Source organism: Synechococcus sp. 60AY4M2 (genome assembly GCF_002760375.1).
GTDB lineage: Bacteria > Cyanobacteriota > Cyanobacteriia > Thermostichales > Thermostichaceae > Thermostichus.
Map to the genome: position 1 here is coordinate 1,751,593 of NZ_AUMZ01000001.1, position 15,884 is coordinate 1,767,476.

A 15,884-nucleotide genomic window follows, 5' to 3' on the forward strand; every position below is an offset into this window, starting at 1 on the left:
AGCCCTAAGCAATCTTGCTGAGCAGCCCAGCTGCCCAATCGAGAAGACGGTTCACTTCTTCTGAGGTTCTGGCTTCCGAGTAGAGCCTCAGCAGAGGTTCGGTGCCGCTGCCCCGGATCATCACCCAACTGCCGTCGGCAAGGCTAAACTTGTGGCCGTCGCGATCGAAATGCTTGATTACCTTTTGCCCCAGGATCTCAAGGGGGGGATCCGTCTGTAGCTGCTGGAAGAGCCGGGTTTGTTGACCTTGATCCGCCAGGTGCAGGTCGCGGCGTAGGTAAACTGAGGTGAACCCTTCCCGTTCTTGCAAAGCTCGGTAAAGGGCGCTCAGATCTTGCCCGGTTTCGGTGACGGCTTCGATCAAGTACAGGGCAGAGAGGAGGGCATCCCGCTCGGGGATGTGGCCCAGATAGCCGATGCCGCCCGATTCTTCTCCCCCCAGCAACACCGGTGTGCTCAGCATGCGCTCGGCGATGTACTTAAAGCCCACCGGCGTTTCCGTAACTGGCAGGCCATAGCGCTCGGCCACCTTCACGAATAGCTCCGAGCCGCTGATGGTTTTGACGATCTCGCCCCGCAGGCCGCGCCGCCCCGCCAAGTGGTCGATCAAGATGGGAATGAGGATCTGCGGGCTGAGAAAATGGCCTTGCCCATCGAGGGCAGCAATGCGGTCGGCATCGCCATCGAAGACCAGACCCATCTTTAACGGGGCGGGATCCGCTGCGATGATCTGGGCAGAGGTCTGCAGGTTTTGCGGCAGCGGCTCCGGTGGGAACCCGCCAAACAAGGGATCCCGACGTGCCTGCAATTCGATCACCTTCTCCCCCAACAGGCGGCTGAGGCCCCCGGCGCCAGAGCCAAACATGACATCCACCCAGATCTTGGCCGGGGATCCTTTGAGCTTCTCCAGATCCACAAAGCGGCTGAGCTGAGCCAGGTAGCCGGGCCAGGGATCCCAGGTTTCGATGGGGGCTGGGTTGGATGCGAGAGGTTGCAGGTGGTGCAGCTCCTGCTCGATGGCGGCGGTAACCTCCGGCGGCACGGAGCCGCCAAATCCGCCTTTGACCTTGAGGCCGGAATAGTGGGGCGGGTTGTGGCTGGCGGTGATCACCAAGGCGCCGTGGCAGCCGCGCTCTTTGGCCGCCCAGCTAAAGGCCGGTGTCGGGGCCACACAGGCAGAGAGATAAACCGGGATCCCCAGCCGCGCCACCACCTCGGCAGCGTGGGCAGCAAATTTTTCTGAGAGAAAGCGGTTGTCGTAGCCGATCAGGATCCCTGCCCCAGGATAGGTGCGGGCCAGCACCTGGGCGCTGGCCTGGGCGGCAATGCCCAAGTTCTGGAAGGTAAAGCCATCGGCGATCACGGCTCGCCAGCCGTCAGTGCCAAAACGAATGGAGTTCCCGGCCATGATTGCACCCAGATCCACCCCGACTACAGAGAAGGATAGCTTGGTAGCCCTGCACTTGAGGGCAGGGCGGAAAAGCCCGTAAGCAACTTTAGTGGCTCGCCAAGAGTTGCCACCAAGGCGTACCGTTCCCAGGCGAGCACCGACCGGTGGCAAGCGTCCGAACGTCTCAGCCAACCTGCAAAGACTTCGTCCCCCTGACGCCATCAGAAGAGTAAGCAGAACCTTGGGGCTTTGCCTCGAGGAACTGTCTGGGGGCGTCTTGACAGCGCCTTTACGAGGTCGTTGTTGAACTGCGTAAGAATCCCCTGCCTTTAGGCGGTGGGAGTGTCAAATAGCACGGCGGAGCCGCCACCCCACTCCCCCGTTTCAAAAACGGCAGCGGCTGGGTGGGGTCGCAAAAGCTGCGGAAACGGCTACAGTAACCTGGAAAGCGTTCCGCTCCTAATGAGCCATGACTCAGCAACTGACTCTCGACGGACTGGGATCTGGATCGGGTGGGGGATCCCGTCTAGGGCGAGTAATCGTAACCGATTTGCAGGGGGAGATGCAGCGCTCCTACCTGGAATATGCCATGAGCGTGATCGTGGGGCGGGCCTTGCCGGATGTGCGGGATGGCCTCAAGCCGGTGCATCGCCGCATCCTCTACGCCATGCACGAGCTGGGCCTGACGCCGGATCGCCCCTACCGCAAGTGCGCGCGCGTCGTGGGGGACGTGCTGGGGAAATATCACCCCCACGGGGATCAGGCGGTCTATGACGCGCTGGTGCGCATGGCACAAGACTTTTCCAGCCGCTACCCCCTGGTGGCGGGGCACGGCAACTTCGGCTCGGTGGACGACGACCCGCCGGCGGCCATGCGCTACACGGAGTGTCGGCTGGCGGAGCTGAGCCACACAGCCCTTCTGCAGGGGATCTCCGAAGCAATTGTGGACTTTATGCCCAATTTCGACGGCTCCCAGGCGGAGCCCACCGTCCTGCCGGCCCGCCTGCCCATCTTGCTGCTCAACGGCTCTGCTGGCATTGCCGTGGGCATGGCCACCAACATCCCGCCCCACAACCTGGGGGAAGTGGTGGACGGCCTGCTGGCTTTGATCGACGAGCCCGATCTCAGCCCTGAGGAGCTGTTGCGCTGGATCCCGGGGCCGGACTTTCCCACCGGCGGCCAAATTGTCGATGGCCAGGGGATCCGCGAGGCCTACCTCACCGGCCGCGGCTCCATCACCCTGCGGGGAGTGGCCCGCTTTGAGGAGATCCAGCCGGGCAGAGGACGCCACCGCCGGCCCGCCCTGATCATCAGCGAGTTTCCCTATCAGGTGAACAAGGCTGCCTGGCTCGAGAAGGTGGCCGAGCTGGTCGCCCAAGACCGTCTCAGCGGCATCGCAGATTTGCGGGATGAGTCGGATCGCAGCGGCATGCGCGTGGTGGTGGAGCTGAAGCGGGAGGCCAACCCGCAGGCGGTTTTGCAGCAGTTGTACAAGCTCACCCCCTTGCAGAGCACCTTTGGGGTGATCCTGTTGGCCTTGGTGGAGGGAAAACCCCAGCAGCTCAGCTTGAAGCAGATTTTGCAGCACTTTTTGCAATTTCGCGAGGCCACTCTCAAGCGGATGTTTCGCGCCGAACTGCAGCAGGTACAGCGCAAAGCCGAAGAGGTGGCGGGGATGGTGCTGGCCCTGGCCGATCTGGAAGGGGTAATCGACCTGCTGCGGCAAGCGCCCGATAGCGCCACGGCCAAAGCCCAGCTGCAAACCCGCTTGGGCTGCACCTCCCAGCAGGCGGAGACGATCTTGGCCATGCCCCTGCGCCGCCTGACAACCTTGGAGCGGGAGCGCCTCTATCAAGAGCAAGCCGAGCTGCAGGCCCGCATCGCCGAGCTGCAGGGACTGCTGCAAGATCGCCGCAAGCTCTTGAATTACCTGAAAAAAGAGCTGCGACACTTGAAAAAAACCTTTGCGGATCCCCGGCGCACCCAGATTCTCTCGGCCTCGGAACTGGAAGCGGAGGCGGCCCAGATCCCCGGCGGCGAAGCCGGCGAAGACAGCCGCTTTCTGCTGCAACTCACCCGCAAAGGCTACGTGCGCCGCCTGCCTCTGCCTGGGCCTCGCTCCCGCAGCAACCCGGCGCAGCGGGAATTGGGAGAAGATACCCTGGTCAGCCTGGAATGCGTGACCCCAGAGCAGGCAATCTTGGTGCTCACCGCCAGCGGCAGGGCTTTCACCGTGCCCATCGAAGGGATCCCCCTCAGCACCGGCTCCTCGCGGGGGGTGCCTCTGGTCACCCTTCTCCCCAACCCCGAGCCGATTGTTGCCGCCTTCCCGTTGGATCCCGTTCGCGTCAGCGGTGCGGAGCACTCTCCCGGCGAGGCCAGCTTGGTGGTGCTCAGCCGGCAGGGGCGGATCAAGCGGGTGGCCTTGGCGGAGCTGGTGGGCCTCAGCCAACGGGGAGCCGCCGTCTTGAAGCTCAAAGAAGGAGACGAGCTGGGCTGGGCGGCCCTTTGGCATCCCGGCCACCAAGGCTACAGCGTTGTCCTGGCCACCTCCGGCGGGCGGGTGCTGCGGCTGGACGCCGAACAGATCCCCTTGATGGGTCGGGCAGCTATGGGATCCCCAGCTCTACGTTTGGGGCGCACAGAACAGATCGTCGGTATGGCGCTGCTGCCCCCGCAAGGGATCTTAGTTTTGGCCAGCCGGTCGGGGTATTTGAAGCGGCTACCCCTGGGCGAGATCCCCATCCTGGAGCAGGGTAAAGTGGGCGTGTCGGCCTTTCACTTCTCCAACAAAGGGGATGGCTTGGTGGGCTTGGTGGGTTTTCCCCCCGATCTGGCGGCGCACCCCCATCTGCAAGTGGATGTGATCGCGGAGTCCGAGCGGGTACACTCCTTCTCTCCTGAGGAAATTCCCCTGCAAGGCCGGTCCGGCGACGGATCCCTGTTGGTCAAGGGGGAGCAGGTTAGGGAGTTGCGCCTGTTTTGGCCGCAGTGGCTGCCGGAGGGCGGGATTGGATAGCTCTGGAGCTTTTGGGGGAAAGCAGAAGTCTGGATCGCTAGGACAGAGAGCCATCCCCAGGCGAGGCAGAATCAGGCGGCTGGGAGCCGGGATCCGGCGCTTCGGGATGGCGGACAGGCTTAGGGAGAGTGCCACCTGACTTAAGAACCAGGCAGCGCACAGTTTGGTGCAGTTCCTCCAGCAAAATGCCGATGGCGGAGCGGAAGTCCCGGTGGTCATCCCGCATTTGCTCCAAAATGGCGCGGATGACTTCCTTACAGTCCTTCAGGATGTGCTGCTGCTGGGCGATGATCTGCACCAGCTCGCTCTGTTCCTTGAGCAACTCTCGCAAACAGGTACGCAGCTCGTCCACCTGGTTTTGCCAAAGGGCTTGCCCCTCTCGCAACTCCATGACGCTGGTGCGCAAATCGGCGGTGGCATCGCGCAGGGCTTCGCTGTGGCGCCGCTCGGCCTCCAGTTGGCGTTGCTGCTCCTGCTGCTGTTGGCGCAGCTCGGAATTGGCCCTTAGGTTGGCTTCCGCCACTCTGAGCAATCGATCCAAGCAGGCCTCGGCGAGAGCCCAGCGCTCCTCCGGCAAGGAAGATCGGCCTCGGCTAGCCCGCCTGCGGAAATATCTTACGGTCACTGCACCTCGTACCTGTGGCAAGGACATTAGACTAGGCGTACACTCGAGCGAGGGAGTTTGTCCCAGCAAGTTGTCCATCGATCATACCGCTTTTCCCAACCCCCCCTGCAATTTGGGCGCGAAAAACCGTCTGAGCAGCTTCTGGGCCGCAGGGATCCATCCATCTGGCAGAGCACCCCTTGAGTTAGAAACAGCGGCCCAGCACCGCAGCCCAAGGAGCGAGGCTGCCTCTTTCCAGGGATCCCGGAAGTCCCTCTAGGATGAAGAAAGTTTGCAGAGAGGAAAGCCATGCTTTCACTAGCCAATCAGGTGGTGCTGATTACCGGCGCTTCTGCCGGCATTGGCAAGGCCGTCGCCCTGGAAGCGGCCAAACGCGGGGCCCGCTTGGTGCTGGCGGCCCGCCGGGAGGAGCTGCTACAAAACGTCAAGGACTTGGTGGAGAAGCAGGGGACAGAAGCGCTGGTGGTGCCCACCGACATGGCCGATACAGCCCAGGTGGAGGCGCTGGCCCAAAAGGCCCTGGATCGCTTTGGCCGGGTGGACATCCTGGTGAACAACGCCGGCTACGGCCAAATGGGACCGGTGGAAGAGGTGGATGTGGCGGCGATGCGGCGGCAGTTCGAGGTGAATGTGTTTGGTCTGCACGCCCTCACCCGCGCCCTCTTGCCCCAAATGCGGGAGCGGGGCAGCGGCCGCATCCTCAACCTCAGCTCCGTGGCCGGCCAGATGTCGATGCCTTTCAGTGGGGTTTACAGCGCCACCAAGTTCGCCGTGGAGGCCCTCAGCGACGCCCTGCGGGTGGAAGTGGCCCCTTTTGGCATCAAGGTTATCGTGATCGAGCCAGGGCCGGTGGCCACCGAGTTTGGCCGCGTGGCCGAAGAGACCTTTGCTGCTGTTGTCAATCCCAACGGCCCCTACAAAGCGATCTTGGACAAGGCTGCCGAGCTGGCCAGCTCGTTCCACAAAATGGCCTGGCCGGTGGAGAAGGTGGTGGAGCCGATCCTGAGAGCCATGACGGATCCCCACCCTTCCGACCGCTACACCGCTTTTACGGGCGGCAAGCTGGCGCTGGGGCTGATGCGGTTGCTGCCCGCCGCTCTGGCCGACCAAATGTGGCGGCGCGTCTACGGCCTGGATGCCCTGGGATCCCCCAAATCGGCCTAGTCGCCGATTGCAGGGATCCCTTCCCAGCGCAATTCCGGGCATTTCGTGCGGCAGGGTTGTATCTTGGGGGAGCGACAGGTTAAGTTTGTTGAAGGACTTTTAATAACCAGGTGTTCCCCTTCCCCATGAACAAACCTCTATCTCCCCAGCGCTGGCTAATTGCCCTCATGCTGGGCTTTTGTCTCTGGCAGGGATCCGGCCTAGCTCCTGCCCACGCCGCTCTGGCCTCTGCCCTCACCTATGACCGCTTCTTGCGCTATGTCGAGGAGGGTCGCGTTACCGATGTGCGCCTCCTCGATAACAACCTGGTAGCCGAAGTGACGGCTGTTGACCCACAAACGCAGCATTCCACCCGCTACCGGGTCAACCTGCTGCCCAACACCGTGCCGCAACTGGTGGATCGCCTCACCGAGCAGGGGATCGAGGTGGCTGTAGTGCCCACCCGCGATGGCAGCGCCTTCTGGGCGATCTTGGGCAACCTGGTCATCCCGGTGCTGCTGCTGGGGGGGTTGTTCTTGTTCCTGCGCCGCGCTGGCGGAGGAGCAGGCGGTCCTGGACAGGCGATGAACTTCGGCAAGTCGCGGGCCCGCTTCCAGATGGAAGCCAAAACCGGCGTCAAGTTTGACGATGTAGCCGGGATCGAGGAGGCCAAAGAAGAGCTGCAAGAGGTGGTTACCTTCCTGAAGAAGCCGGAGCGCTTCACTGCCGTAGGGGCCAAGATCCCCAAAGGCGTGCTGTTGGTGGGGCCGCCGGGGACGGGTAAGACCCTCTTGGCCAAAGCCATTGCTGGCGAGGCGGGAGTGCCTTTTTTCAGCCTCTCTGGCTCCGAGTTCGTGGAGATGTTCGTCGGCGTGGGGGCCTCGCGGGTGCGGGATCTCTTTAAGAAGGCCAAGGAGAATGCTCCCTGCATCGTCTTCATCGACGAGATCGACGCGGTGGGCCGGCAGCGGGGAGCGGGCATTGGCGGCGGCAACGACGAGCGCGAGCAAACCCTGAACCAGTTGCTTACGGAAATGGATGGGTTTGAGGGCAACTCAGGGGTAATTGTTATTGCCGCAACCAACCGCCCGGATGTGCTGGATGCGGCGCTCCTACGGCCTGGACGCTTCGACCGCCAGATCACCGTGGATCGGCCCAGCTTCAAGGGGCGCTACGAGATCTTGCGCGTGCATGCCCGCAACAAGAAGCTGGCAGAAGAGGTCAGCCTGGAGGCCATTGCCCGCCGCACCCCTGGCTTTGCCGGCGCCGATCTGGCCAACCTGCTCAACGAGGCGGCCATCCTGGCGGCCCGCCGTCAGCACAAAGCCATCACCAACCAGGACATCGACGACGCCATCGACCGCATCACCATTGGCCTGACCAAGCCGCCGCTATTAGACGGCAAAAGCAAGCGCCTCATCGCCTACCACGAGTGCGGCCATGCTCTGTTGATGACCCTCTTGCCCCATGCGGATCCCTTGAACAAGGTAACGATCATCCCCCGTTCCGGAGGTGCCGGCGGCTTTGCCCAGCAACTGCCCAACGAGGAGCAGATCGACTCCGGCATGTACAGCCGCGCCTGGCTGTTGGATCGGGTGGTGGTCGGTTTTGGCGGTCGGGCGGCGGAGGAGATCGTCTTTGGCTACTCGGAAGTGACGACGGGGGCCAGCAACGACCTGCAGCAAAACACCAACCTGGTGCGGCAAATGGTGACCCGCTTTGGCATGTCCGAGCTGGGGCCCCTGATGTGGGATCCGCCCAACAACGAAATCTTTTTGGGCGGCGGCTGGATGAACCGCGTCGAGTACTCCGAAGATGTGGCCGCCAAGATCGACCGGCAGGTGCGGCAAATCCTGGAGAGCTGCTACCAAAGAGCGAAGCAAATCCTGCTGGAGCACCGGGCGCTGCTGGATCGCCTGGCCGACACCCTGGTGGAACGGGAAACCCTAGATGGGGACGAGTTTCGGGCCATTGTGGCAGAATACGTGCCCATCCCCGAGAAGATCGGCTTGCCCAGCCCGAAGACGGCTTGAGGGATCCCCTCTCGCTGCGGGATTGATTAACCTGGGAGGGTGGTTGTTGGGGCCGGCGCCCGGCAACTGCCCTTTTGTTTTGCGGCTGTCGTCAGGTTGTGTCATGCTCTCTTCTCTCTCTGCCTTGCCGGTTCACCTCTACCGCTGCCTGAGCTGTGGTCAGGAAGGGCTGAACCTGCCACCGGGACGTGAGCCGGGAGCCGCGGCGGATCGGGTTTACTGTCCCCGTTGCGGCCAGATCTACCCCATCACCGCCTTTGGAGCGGTGGATTTTTTGGCCGCCGCGCGGGACTTGCCGCTCACTCCCGCTCAGGCCATTGCCCATCTGCCCGGGTTTGCCTGGGGCTACGATCGCCTCTGGCGGCCTTGGGCGCTGTCGCTGTTGTCGGGGGAGCGTTTCGGCAGCGAGCGGGAAGGCCAATTGCTGGCGGAACTGGTGGGGGAGGCAGATCCCGTCTTGGATTTGGGCACGGCAGGGGGGTACTGGAGCCGCCTCCTCTTGGCCAGGGATCCGCAGCGGACGGTGATCGGCCTAGACAACGCGACGGGAGTGCTGGCGGAGGCGGCCCAGCAGGCCCAGCCCCACTGGCAGCGCTACAGCCTGGTGCGAGCCCGGGCGGAGCAGCTTCCCCTGGCCTCTGGAGCCTTTGGGGCGGTGATCAGCGGCGCCACCCTGAACGAGGTGCCGTTGGATCCCTGTCTGCGGGAAGTGGCCCGTGTTTTGAAACCGGGAGGGGTGTTTGTCTCGATGCACAGCCAGCAGGTGCAGGGATGGGGGCAGAGGGTGCAGCAGTTGCTGGAGGCGACCGGCCTTCGCTTTTTCTCCGCAGACCAGTTGCGCTGGCACTTTGCCCAGGTGGGGTTGCGCTTGGAGCGCTATCTCAGCTTCGGCTGGGTGGCTTTTGTGCAGGCAGTGCGCCTCTAGGGGATCCACTCCAGGCCAACGCCAAAGCTGGATTCCCGCGCCAAGGTGGAGTGGCGCAGGCTGTAGCGGGCAGCAAGACGAAGGGAAGGGCTAATGGCGTAGGCGGCGGTGATCTCCGCTAGGGTGGCCTGTCCTTCTTCCGGCTCCTGCGGGGCCACCCAAGTGTAGCTGCCAGTCAAGTCGGCGGCTCCGGGAGCCAGGGCCAAAACAACAAAGGCCCCATAGCTCACCCCGCTGAGGCGGCGGTTTTTTTCTTCCAAGGCTCGATAGCCCAGTTGGGGGGCCAGGTTCAAGCGGGAGCCCATAGGGGCGAGAAAGTAGCGCACCTCTGACCCGTACTGGCGGATTTCTGGGTTCTCAGAAGATTGGCGATAGTCGCCGCTGAGGGTGAGGCGATCTCCCAGGCGCAAGTCCTGCAGGCTGATTCGCCACTCAGAAGCCGACTCGAAACCCGCCTGCAAACGGGTGGGCAAGACGGGAGTATTGCGGATTTCTTCCAGGAGATTGGGCGGACTTTGCAGCCAGCGGCGCAACACGGGGCTATCCTCCACAATTTGGCTATCCAGCCCCAGATCTAAAACGCCTGAGAGCGCGGTTGGCCGCGGATCTGCTTCCTTGCGGCCCGCTTGGGTCGAATGGGCCCAGGCCGGCCATGCTGGCATCAGCCCAGCCCCAAGGAGCAGCATACCCAAGCAAAGTCCTTTGCCAGATTGCCCTACCACCTGCAACCCCCGCCCCTCCCGTCCTTAACTGTAGCTGCTTCCAATAGGAGCTTTCACGCCAGCTCGCGGGCGCCGCGGCTCTCAGCAGCGTAGGATGACACCCCAAGGACGGTTCAACAATGGCAAGGCAAAGACTAGCGGTTTCGGCTGTTGGCCATGACTCGCAGCCGCTGGGCCAGGTTTTGCAGTTGCCGCTCAAATTGCAGATTTTCCCGCTGCAACTGGCTAACTTTTTCACAGCTATAGAGAACGGTGGTGTGATCTTTCCCGCCAAAGTAATCGCCAATTTTGGGCAAGCTAAGATTGGTATGGTGACGCATCAAAAACATGGCAATTTGCCGCGCCTGGCTGATGTCCCGCTTGCGAGAGGATCCCAATAAGCTTTCTCGGTCGACGCCGAATTCTTCACAGACCACGTCAATAATCATGTCGGGCGTGATCTCCTTGGGCTCGCTGGGGGGGTTGAGAATGGGCTGAATCGTCTCCACACTCATCGGCAGGCCAGAAATGGAGACGTAGGCAACGGCACGGATGAGGGCGCCCTCCAGCTCGCGAATGTTGCTGGTGTAGGTGGTAGCAATGTATTCGATCACCTCAGGCGGTAGGATCATCCCCTCGTACTCGGCTTTTTTCTTGAGAATGGCCATGCGGGTCTCGATGTCCGGCGGCTGAATTTCCGCAATCAAGCCCATCGAAAACCGAGAACAGAGCCGCTCCTGCAGCCGAGGGATGAGGTGAGGGGAGCGGTCGGCAGCTAGCACGATCTGTTTGCCCGACTCGTGCAACGTATTAAAGGTGTGGAAAAACTCCTCTTGGGTGTACTCTTTGCCTTCGATAAATTGAATGTCGTCCACCAATAAAATATCCACATCTCGATAGTGCTCCCGGAAAGACTGCATGCTGTCTCGCCGGATGGCATCGATTAAATCGTTGGTAAAGCGCTCGGTGGACACGTAAAAGACCTTGGCCCGCGGATTCGCCTCCAGTTGGTAGTGGCCGATGGCCTGCATCAGGTGGGTTTTGCCCAGCCCTACCCCGCCGCAGAGAAACAAGGGATTGTAGGCCCGCCCAGGCTTGTCGGCCACGGCCAGAGCCGCTGCATGGGCCATGCGGTTGTTGGGGCCGACCACAAACCGCGAGAAGGAATACTTGGGGTTGAGATCCGGGGCTCGCATGGGCAGGCTGCCGCTCACCTCCAGCCCCAAGGGGGCGGAAGCAGGAAAACTGCCGGCCTTGCGGGAGGTTGAGGCCACAGCCGTTGAAGGAGCTTCTTCCTCGACCAAAGCCTGGGGAGCGACGGAAAACTCCACTTGCAAAGGGATTCCGGCCACCCGCTGCACCACCTCGGTGATGGTGGAGGCGTAGTGCTTTTGCAGCCAGCCCCGCGCCCATTCGCTAGGAGTGGAGATGGTGAGGCGGTTGTCCACCAAGGATTCAGCTCGCGCCGTCTTGATCCAAGCCTCAAAAGTTGGACGGCTGAGCTGCACCTGTAGATGCCCCAAAGCTTCGTCCCAGAGTCGATCTAGGGAGATGTCCACACCACACACCCAAAGCGACACAGCCAAAGCCCAGCAAAGACAGGGGCGCCAACCCGGTGCCTCTGCTCTCTCGACTGGGATTGTAGGATCCCCAATTTAGCTGCTCGGCGTGAGGCGGCCAATCTAGCGATTTTCCGTCGAGTCTGCTACGATAAAGCTTTGCTAATTGTCTGCCGGTGAACTGGGCTTCTCCCTCGCCAGTCGCAGCAGGCCTTGTTGACAGGATGAGTTGGTCTCCACCATGACTCAGCGTACCCTTCGTGGCACCAATCGCAGACGCATTCGCGTCTCTGGGTTTCGGGCCAGGATGCGCACGGCAAGCGGGCGGCAGGTCTTGCGGCGGCGGCGGGCCAAGGGGCGTTATCGCCTGGCGGTTTCTTAAGGGTTAGCAGAGCCGATCCCATCTCAAACTCTTGGGGTGTCGGCGTCCAAGACGGGTTGACTCCTGCCTGGGATTCCCTTTCAGTGCCCAATGCTGCCTGCTCCTTATCGCTTGCGAGATCGGCGAGCTTTCCAGGCGCTTTACCAGGCGGGGCAGCGCCGTTCCGGTGCAGGCTTGATCCTTTTGTTTCAGCCGATGCCGGCGGGGTGCGAAGGGATCCCCAGCCAGGTGGGGCTGGTGATCGGGAAAAAGGTGAGCAAATCTGCTGTCAAGCGGAATCGGCTGCGACGCCGGTTGCGAGAAATCTTGCGGCCCCTGTGCCCAAACCTGAAACCCGGATACCGGCTACTGCTCATCTCCAAGCCCAACCTGCTCACCTATAAGTGGCCAGAGCTACAGGCAGAGGTGCATCGTCTTTTGCAAAAGGCCGATCTGCTCGTCAGCCCGAGCCCAGATCCTGAGCCTTCTTAGAAGCTGGGCAGGCTGCGCTACCCGTGCTAGCCTGGTGCCATCATCTGCTGCTGGCTGCGCTAGATATGGGGCGGGATGTACATCAAGCGGATCGAGCTGACCCGATTTAAGTCCTTTGGCAGCACGACCTCGCTGCCCCTGTTGCCGGGTTTTACGGTCATCTCCGGCCCCAACGGCTCCGGCAAGTCCAACATCCTGGATGGGATCCTGTTCGCGCTGGGGCTATCGTCCTCGCGGGGGATGCGGGCAGAGAGGCTTTCGGATCTGGTGCATTCTGGCAGCCTCAGCAGCAACCGGCGGGTAGAGACCCACGTCGCCGTCACCTTCGATCTGGGGCCGGGAGAAGACGGCCAGCCGAGAGAATGGAAAGTCAGCCGTCGGCTGCGGGTCAGCCCCGGCAAGGGAGAGGATCCCGATTCCCTGCCCTACACCAGCACCTTCTACATCAACGATGTGCCCTGCACCTTGAGCGAGCTGCACGAGCAACTGGAGGCGATGCACATCTACCCCAACGGCTACAACGTGGTCCTGCAGGGGGATGTTACCAGCATCATCTCCATGAACTCCAAGGAGCGGCGGCAGATCCTCGACGAATTGGCGGGGGTGGCCACCTTCGACCGCAAGATCGCCCAGGCCAACGCCAAGCTGGAGGTGGTGCGCGAACAAATTGAGCGCTTCCGGCTCATCGAGCAGGAATGGCAAGCCCAAGGAGAGCGGCTGCTCAGGGAAAGCGAAAAGGCGCAGCAGTACCAGCAGTTGCGGCTGCAGTGGCAAACGCTGGAGCGACAGCAACGGGTGTTGCTTTGGCGGCATTTGCAAGCCCAAGTGGAAGCAACCCAGGCAGCCATTCGGCAGCTTCTGGAGGCTCAGGAGCAAGCCACTGCTCAGGTGCAGACCTTGAGCGAGCAGTTACAGCAGGCGGAAGCCGCCCTGAGCGAGCTGCAAAGCCGCATCCACGCCCTCGGAGAGGAAGAATACCTGCACCTGCAAGCCCAGATCGCTGCCGCCGAAGTGCAACGGCAACAGCTCAGCCAACAGATCGCCGCCTGGCAGCAGGAAATCGAGCAAACGCAGCGCCTGCAGCAGGAGCGCCAAACCCAACAGCAGCACCTGCAGGCAGAGCTGGAACGCCTGCAAAGCCAACAGGAGCAACTGGCCCAGGCCCAGGGATCCCTGCAAGCCCAGGTGCAGAAAGCCCAAATCAGCCTAGAACAAAGCCGCGAACAACTGCGGGCCCTGGCCCAATCTGCCGAGGCCTGGGTCAAGCAGCAGCGCTACCTCACCCGCCACCTGGAAGAGATCCGCGCCGAACAAGAGCCTTTGCAACAGGAGCAAATTCGCCTGCAAGAGCGCCAACGGCAACTGGCGCGACAAGTCCAAGACACCCAAACTGAGATCGCCCAGATTGAAGAATGGCTGGGATCCCACCTGGCCCTCACCGCCGAGCTGGAACAGGCCTGCCGACAGTCGGAAGCCCAGGTGCAGGCCCTGGCGCAAGAGCTGGCGCAACTGCAAGCCAACCTGGAGCTGGATCGCGCCACCCACGAGCGGCTGGCCGCCGAGTTCCACGCCAAGCAGCGGCAACTGGACAAGTGGGAGACCCGCCGCCAACTGCTGCAAGAATCCCAGGGATCCCGCGCCACCCAGGCCATCCTGAGCGCCCGCCTGCCGGGGGTTTTGGGATTGGTGGCCCAGTTGGGGCAGGTGGATCCCCAGTATCAACTGGCGCTGGAGATTGCGGCAGGCAACCGACTGCACTTTGTGGTGGTGGAAGATGAAAGCGTCGCCGTCAGCGCGATCAACCTCTTAAAGCGGGAAAAACTGGGGCGCGCCACCTTTTTGCCCCTCAACAAATTGCAGCCCGCCCGCCCGCCCGCCCCCCTCAACTTAAACGGTCTGATCGACTACGCCATCCGCCTGGTGCACTTTGAAGAGCGCTACCGAGATGTTTTTGGCTTTGTGTTCGGCTCCACCCTGGTTTTCCAGAGCCTGGAGCTGGCCCGGCCCTACATCGGCCAGCACCGCATGGTCACCCTGGAAGGGGAGCTGCTGGAAACCTCGGGAGCCATCACTGGCGGCACCGGCCCCCAACGAGCTGGGATCCATTTTTCTGCGGGCGAACACTCGGAAGGGGAAGCCCTGCGCGCCCGCCTGGCCGATCTGGAAGCGCTGCTGGCCGCCCTCGCCCCTCGCCTCCAAGCCGCCCAAGCCCGCGAAAAACAACTGGCCCAGGCCCTGCTCCTGGCCCGCCAGGACGCCCTGCAAGCCCAGCAATACCTGGAGCGGCACCAGGCCGACTGCCAAAACCAGCAGGCCCGCCTGCAACACCTGCAGGGATCCCTGGCGCAATGGCAAAGCGAAAGCCAGCAGATCCAAGAGCGGCTGCACCAGATTCAACTCCGCTGGGATCCCTTGCAACAGCGCCTGGCCGATCTCGCCCGCAAGCTCAGCCAACTGGAGGGATCCCCGGTCAACCAGCACTGGCAGCAACTGCAGCAGGCGGTACAGCAGCAGGAGAGCCACCTGGCGGAGCTGCAACACCACCTGGCCCACCTGGAGCGACAGCAGCAGGAGAACCTCAGCCAGCAACACCTGAAGCAGGCCCAGATCCAGCACCACCAGGAGCGCCTGCAAGAGGGCGAACGGCGTCAGGCCCAACTTCAAGAGCAAATCGCCCAGGCCCAGGCCACTCTCGCCCACATCCAGCAGCACATTGCCGAGCAACGGCAACAGATGGGCCAGAGCGAAGCCCGCCTCGCCCACCTGCGCCAAGAGCGGGAGCGGCAAGAATTTCAACTGCGCGCCCAACAGCAGCAGCTCCAACGCCTGGAATGGGAACGCTACCACGCCCTCACCCAACAGCAGGAAAAAGAGGCCATCCTTGCCCAACTGCAAGCCCAACTGCAAGCCGCGGCCCAAGAGCTGCCGGATCCCCTTCCCCCCCTGCCCCCCCACCTGACCCTGGACGAGCTGCAACGGCAAAAACGCAAAATCGAAGAGCAATTGCGATCCCTGGAGCCGGTGAACATGTTGGCCATCGCCGAATACGAACAGATCCAGGCCCGCCTAGGGGATCTCAGCGCCAAACTGGAAACCCTGCACCAAGAGCGCACCGAATTGTTGCTGCGCATCGAGAACTTTTCCACCCTGCGCCGCCAAGCGTTTTTGGATGCCTTCCATGCCATCAACGGCCATTTCCAGACCATCTTTGCCCAGCTTTCCGAGGGAGAGGGCTATTTAGAATTGGAGAACCCAGAGGATCCGTTGGCCGGGGGTTTGACCCTGGTGGCCCGCCCCAAAGGCAAGCCAGTGCGTCGTCTCAGCGCCATGTCGGGCGGAGAAAAATCCTTGACGGCCCTCAGCTTTATTTTTGCGTTGCAGCGCTATCGCCCCTCTAGCTTTTATGCCTTTGACGAGGTGGACATGTTTTTGGATGGGGCCAATGTAGAAAAATTGGCCGACATGATCTGGCAGCAATCCCGCCAGGCGCAATTCTTGGTGGTCAGCCTGCGCCGTCCCATGCTTGAAAAAGCGGAGCGCACCATTGGAGTGACCCAAGCTCGCGGCGCCTACACTCAAGTGATCGGCCTAGTCAACCCCACCGCTCACGTCGGCTAAAGCACCCAGCAGGCGGCA

Annotated in this window: 11 protein-coding genes; 7 read left to right on the top strand and 4 right to left on the bottom strand. The window is 62.2% G+C overall.

Annotated elements, in window-relative coordinates:
• Positions 1-4 precede the first annotated feature (4 nt).
• The gene (locus SYN60AY4M2_RS07700) at positions 5-1,408 is read right to left on the bottom strand and encodes a phosphoglucomutase/phosphomannomutase family protein (protein WP_099812648.1); all 1,404 of its coding nucleotides are present in this window, start codon (positions 1,406-1,408) and stop codon (positions 5-7) included.
• A gap of 451 nt (positions 1,409-1,859) precedes the next feature.
• On the opposite strand from SYN60AY4M2_RS07700, the gene SYN60AY4M2_RS07705 reads away from it, so the two are divergent.
• The gene (locus SYN60AY4M2_RS07705) at positions 1,860-4,409 is read left to right on the top strand and encodes a DNA topoisomerase (ATP-hydrolyzing) (protein ID WP_099812649.1); all 2,550 of its coding nucleotides are present in this window, start codon (positions 1,860-1,862) and stop codon (positions 4,407-4,409) included.
• Positions 4,410-4,446: 37 nt separating this feature from the next.
• Here the strand turns inward: SYN60AY4M2_RS07705 and SYN60AY4M2_RS07710 are convergent, their stop codons facing one another.
• Positions 4,447-4,932, bottom strand: coding sequence for a hypothetical protein (locus SYN60AY4M2_RS07710; protein ID WP_240527883.1), 486 nt, complete (start codon positions 4,930-4,932; stop codon positions 4,447-4,449).
• Between the two features lie 390 nt (positions 4,933-5,322).
• On the opposite strand from SYN60AY4M2_RS07710, the gene SYN60AY4M2_RS07715 reads away from it, so the two are divergent.
• The 3 genes from SYN60AY4M2_RS07715 (at position 5,323) to SYN60AY4M2_RS07725 (ending at position 9,135) form a co-directional block, all read left to right on the top strand.
• Positions 5,323-6,198, top strand: a complete 876-nt coding sequence (locus tag SYN60AY4M2_RS07715; RefSeq protein WP_011428930.1) for an SDR family NAD(P)-dependent oxidoreductase — start codon at positions 5,323-5,325, stop codon at positions 6,196-6,198.
• A gap of 125 nt (positions 6,199-6,323) precedes the next feature.
• On the top strand, positions 6,324-8,210 hold the full coding sequence (gene ftsH / locus SYN60AY4M2_RS07720) for an ATP-dependent zinc metalloprotease FtsH (RefSeq protein ID WP_011428929.1): 1,887 nt from the start codon (positions 6,324-6,326) through the stop codon (positions 8,208-8,210).
• Positions 8,211-8,313: 103 nt separating this feature from the next.
• Complete coding sequence (locus SYN60AY4M2_RS07725; RefSeq protein ID WP_099812651.1) at positions 8,314-9,135, top strand: class I SAM-dependent methyltransferase; 822 nt, start codon at positions 8,314-8,316, stop codon at positions 9,133-9,135.
• Here the strand turns inward: SYN60AY4M2_RS07725 and SYN60AY4M2_RS07730 are convergent.
• Complete coding sequence (locus tag SYN60AY4M2_RS07730; RefSeq protein WP_206336916.1) at positions 9,132-9,797, bottom strand: hypothetical protein; 666 nt, start codon at positions 9,795-9,797, stop codon at positions 9,132-9,134. The two genes, SYN60AY4M2_RS07725 and SYN60AY4M2_RS07730, sit on opposite strands and share 4 nt — an antisense overlap.
• 194 nt (positions 9,798-9,991) lie before the next feature.
• The gene (dnaA, locus tag SYN60AY4M2_RS07735; RefSeq protein ID WP_011428926.1) at positions 9,992-11,395 is read right to left on the bottom strand and encodes a chromosomal replication initiator protein DnaA; all 1,404 of its coding nucleotides are present in this window, start codon (positions 11,393-11,395) and stop codon (positions 9,992-9,994) included.
• Between the two features lie 241 nt (positions 11,396-11,636).
• Between dnaA and rpmH the strand changes: the two genes are divergently transcribed.
• From rpmH to smc, 3 genes are all read left to right on the top strand, one after another.
• The gene (gene rpmH, locus SYN60AY4M2_RS07740) at positions 11,637-11,777 is read left to right on the top strand and encodes a 50S ribosomal protein L34 (protein WP_011431673.1); all 141 of its coding nucleotides are present in this window, start codon (positions 11,637-11,639) and stop codon (positions 11,775-11,777) included.
• 90 nt (positions 11,778-11,867) lie between these two features.
• Positions 11,868-12,248: a ribonuclease P protein component gene (gene rnpA / locus SYN60AY4M2_RS07745; protein ID WP_011431672.1), complete on the top strand. Its 381-nt coding sequence runs from the start codon at positions 11,868-11,870 to the stop codon at positions 12,246-12,248.
• 75 nt (positions 12,249-12,323) lie between these two features.
• Positions 12,324-15,866, top strand: coding sequence for a chromosome segregation protein SMC (gene smc / locus SYN60AY4M2_RS07750; protein WP_099812652.1), 3,543 nt, complete (start codon positions 12,324-12,326; stop codon positions 15,864-15,866).
• The last annotated feature ends 18 nt before the right edge of the window (positions 15,867-15,884 follow it).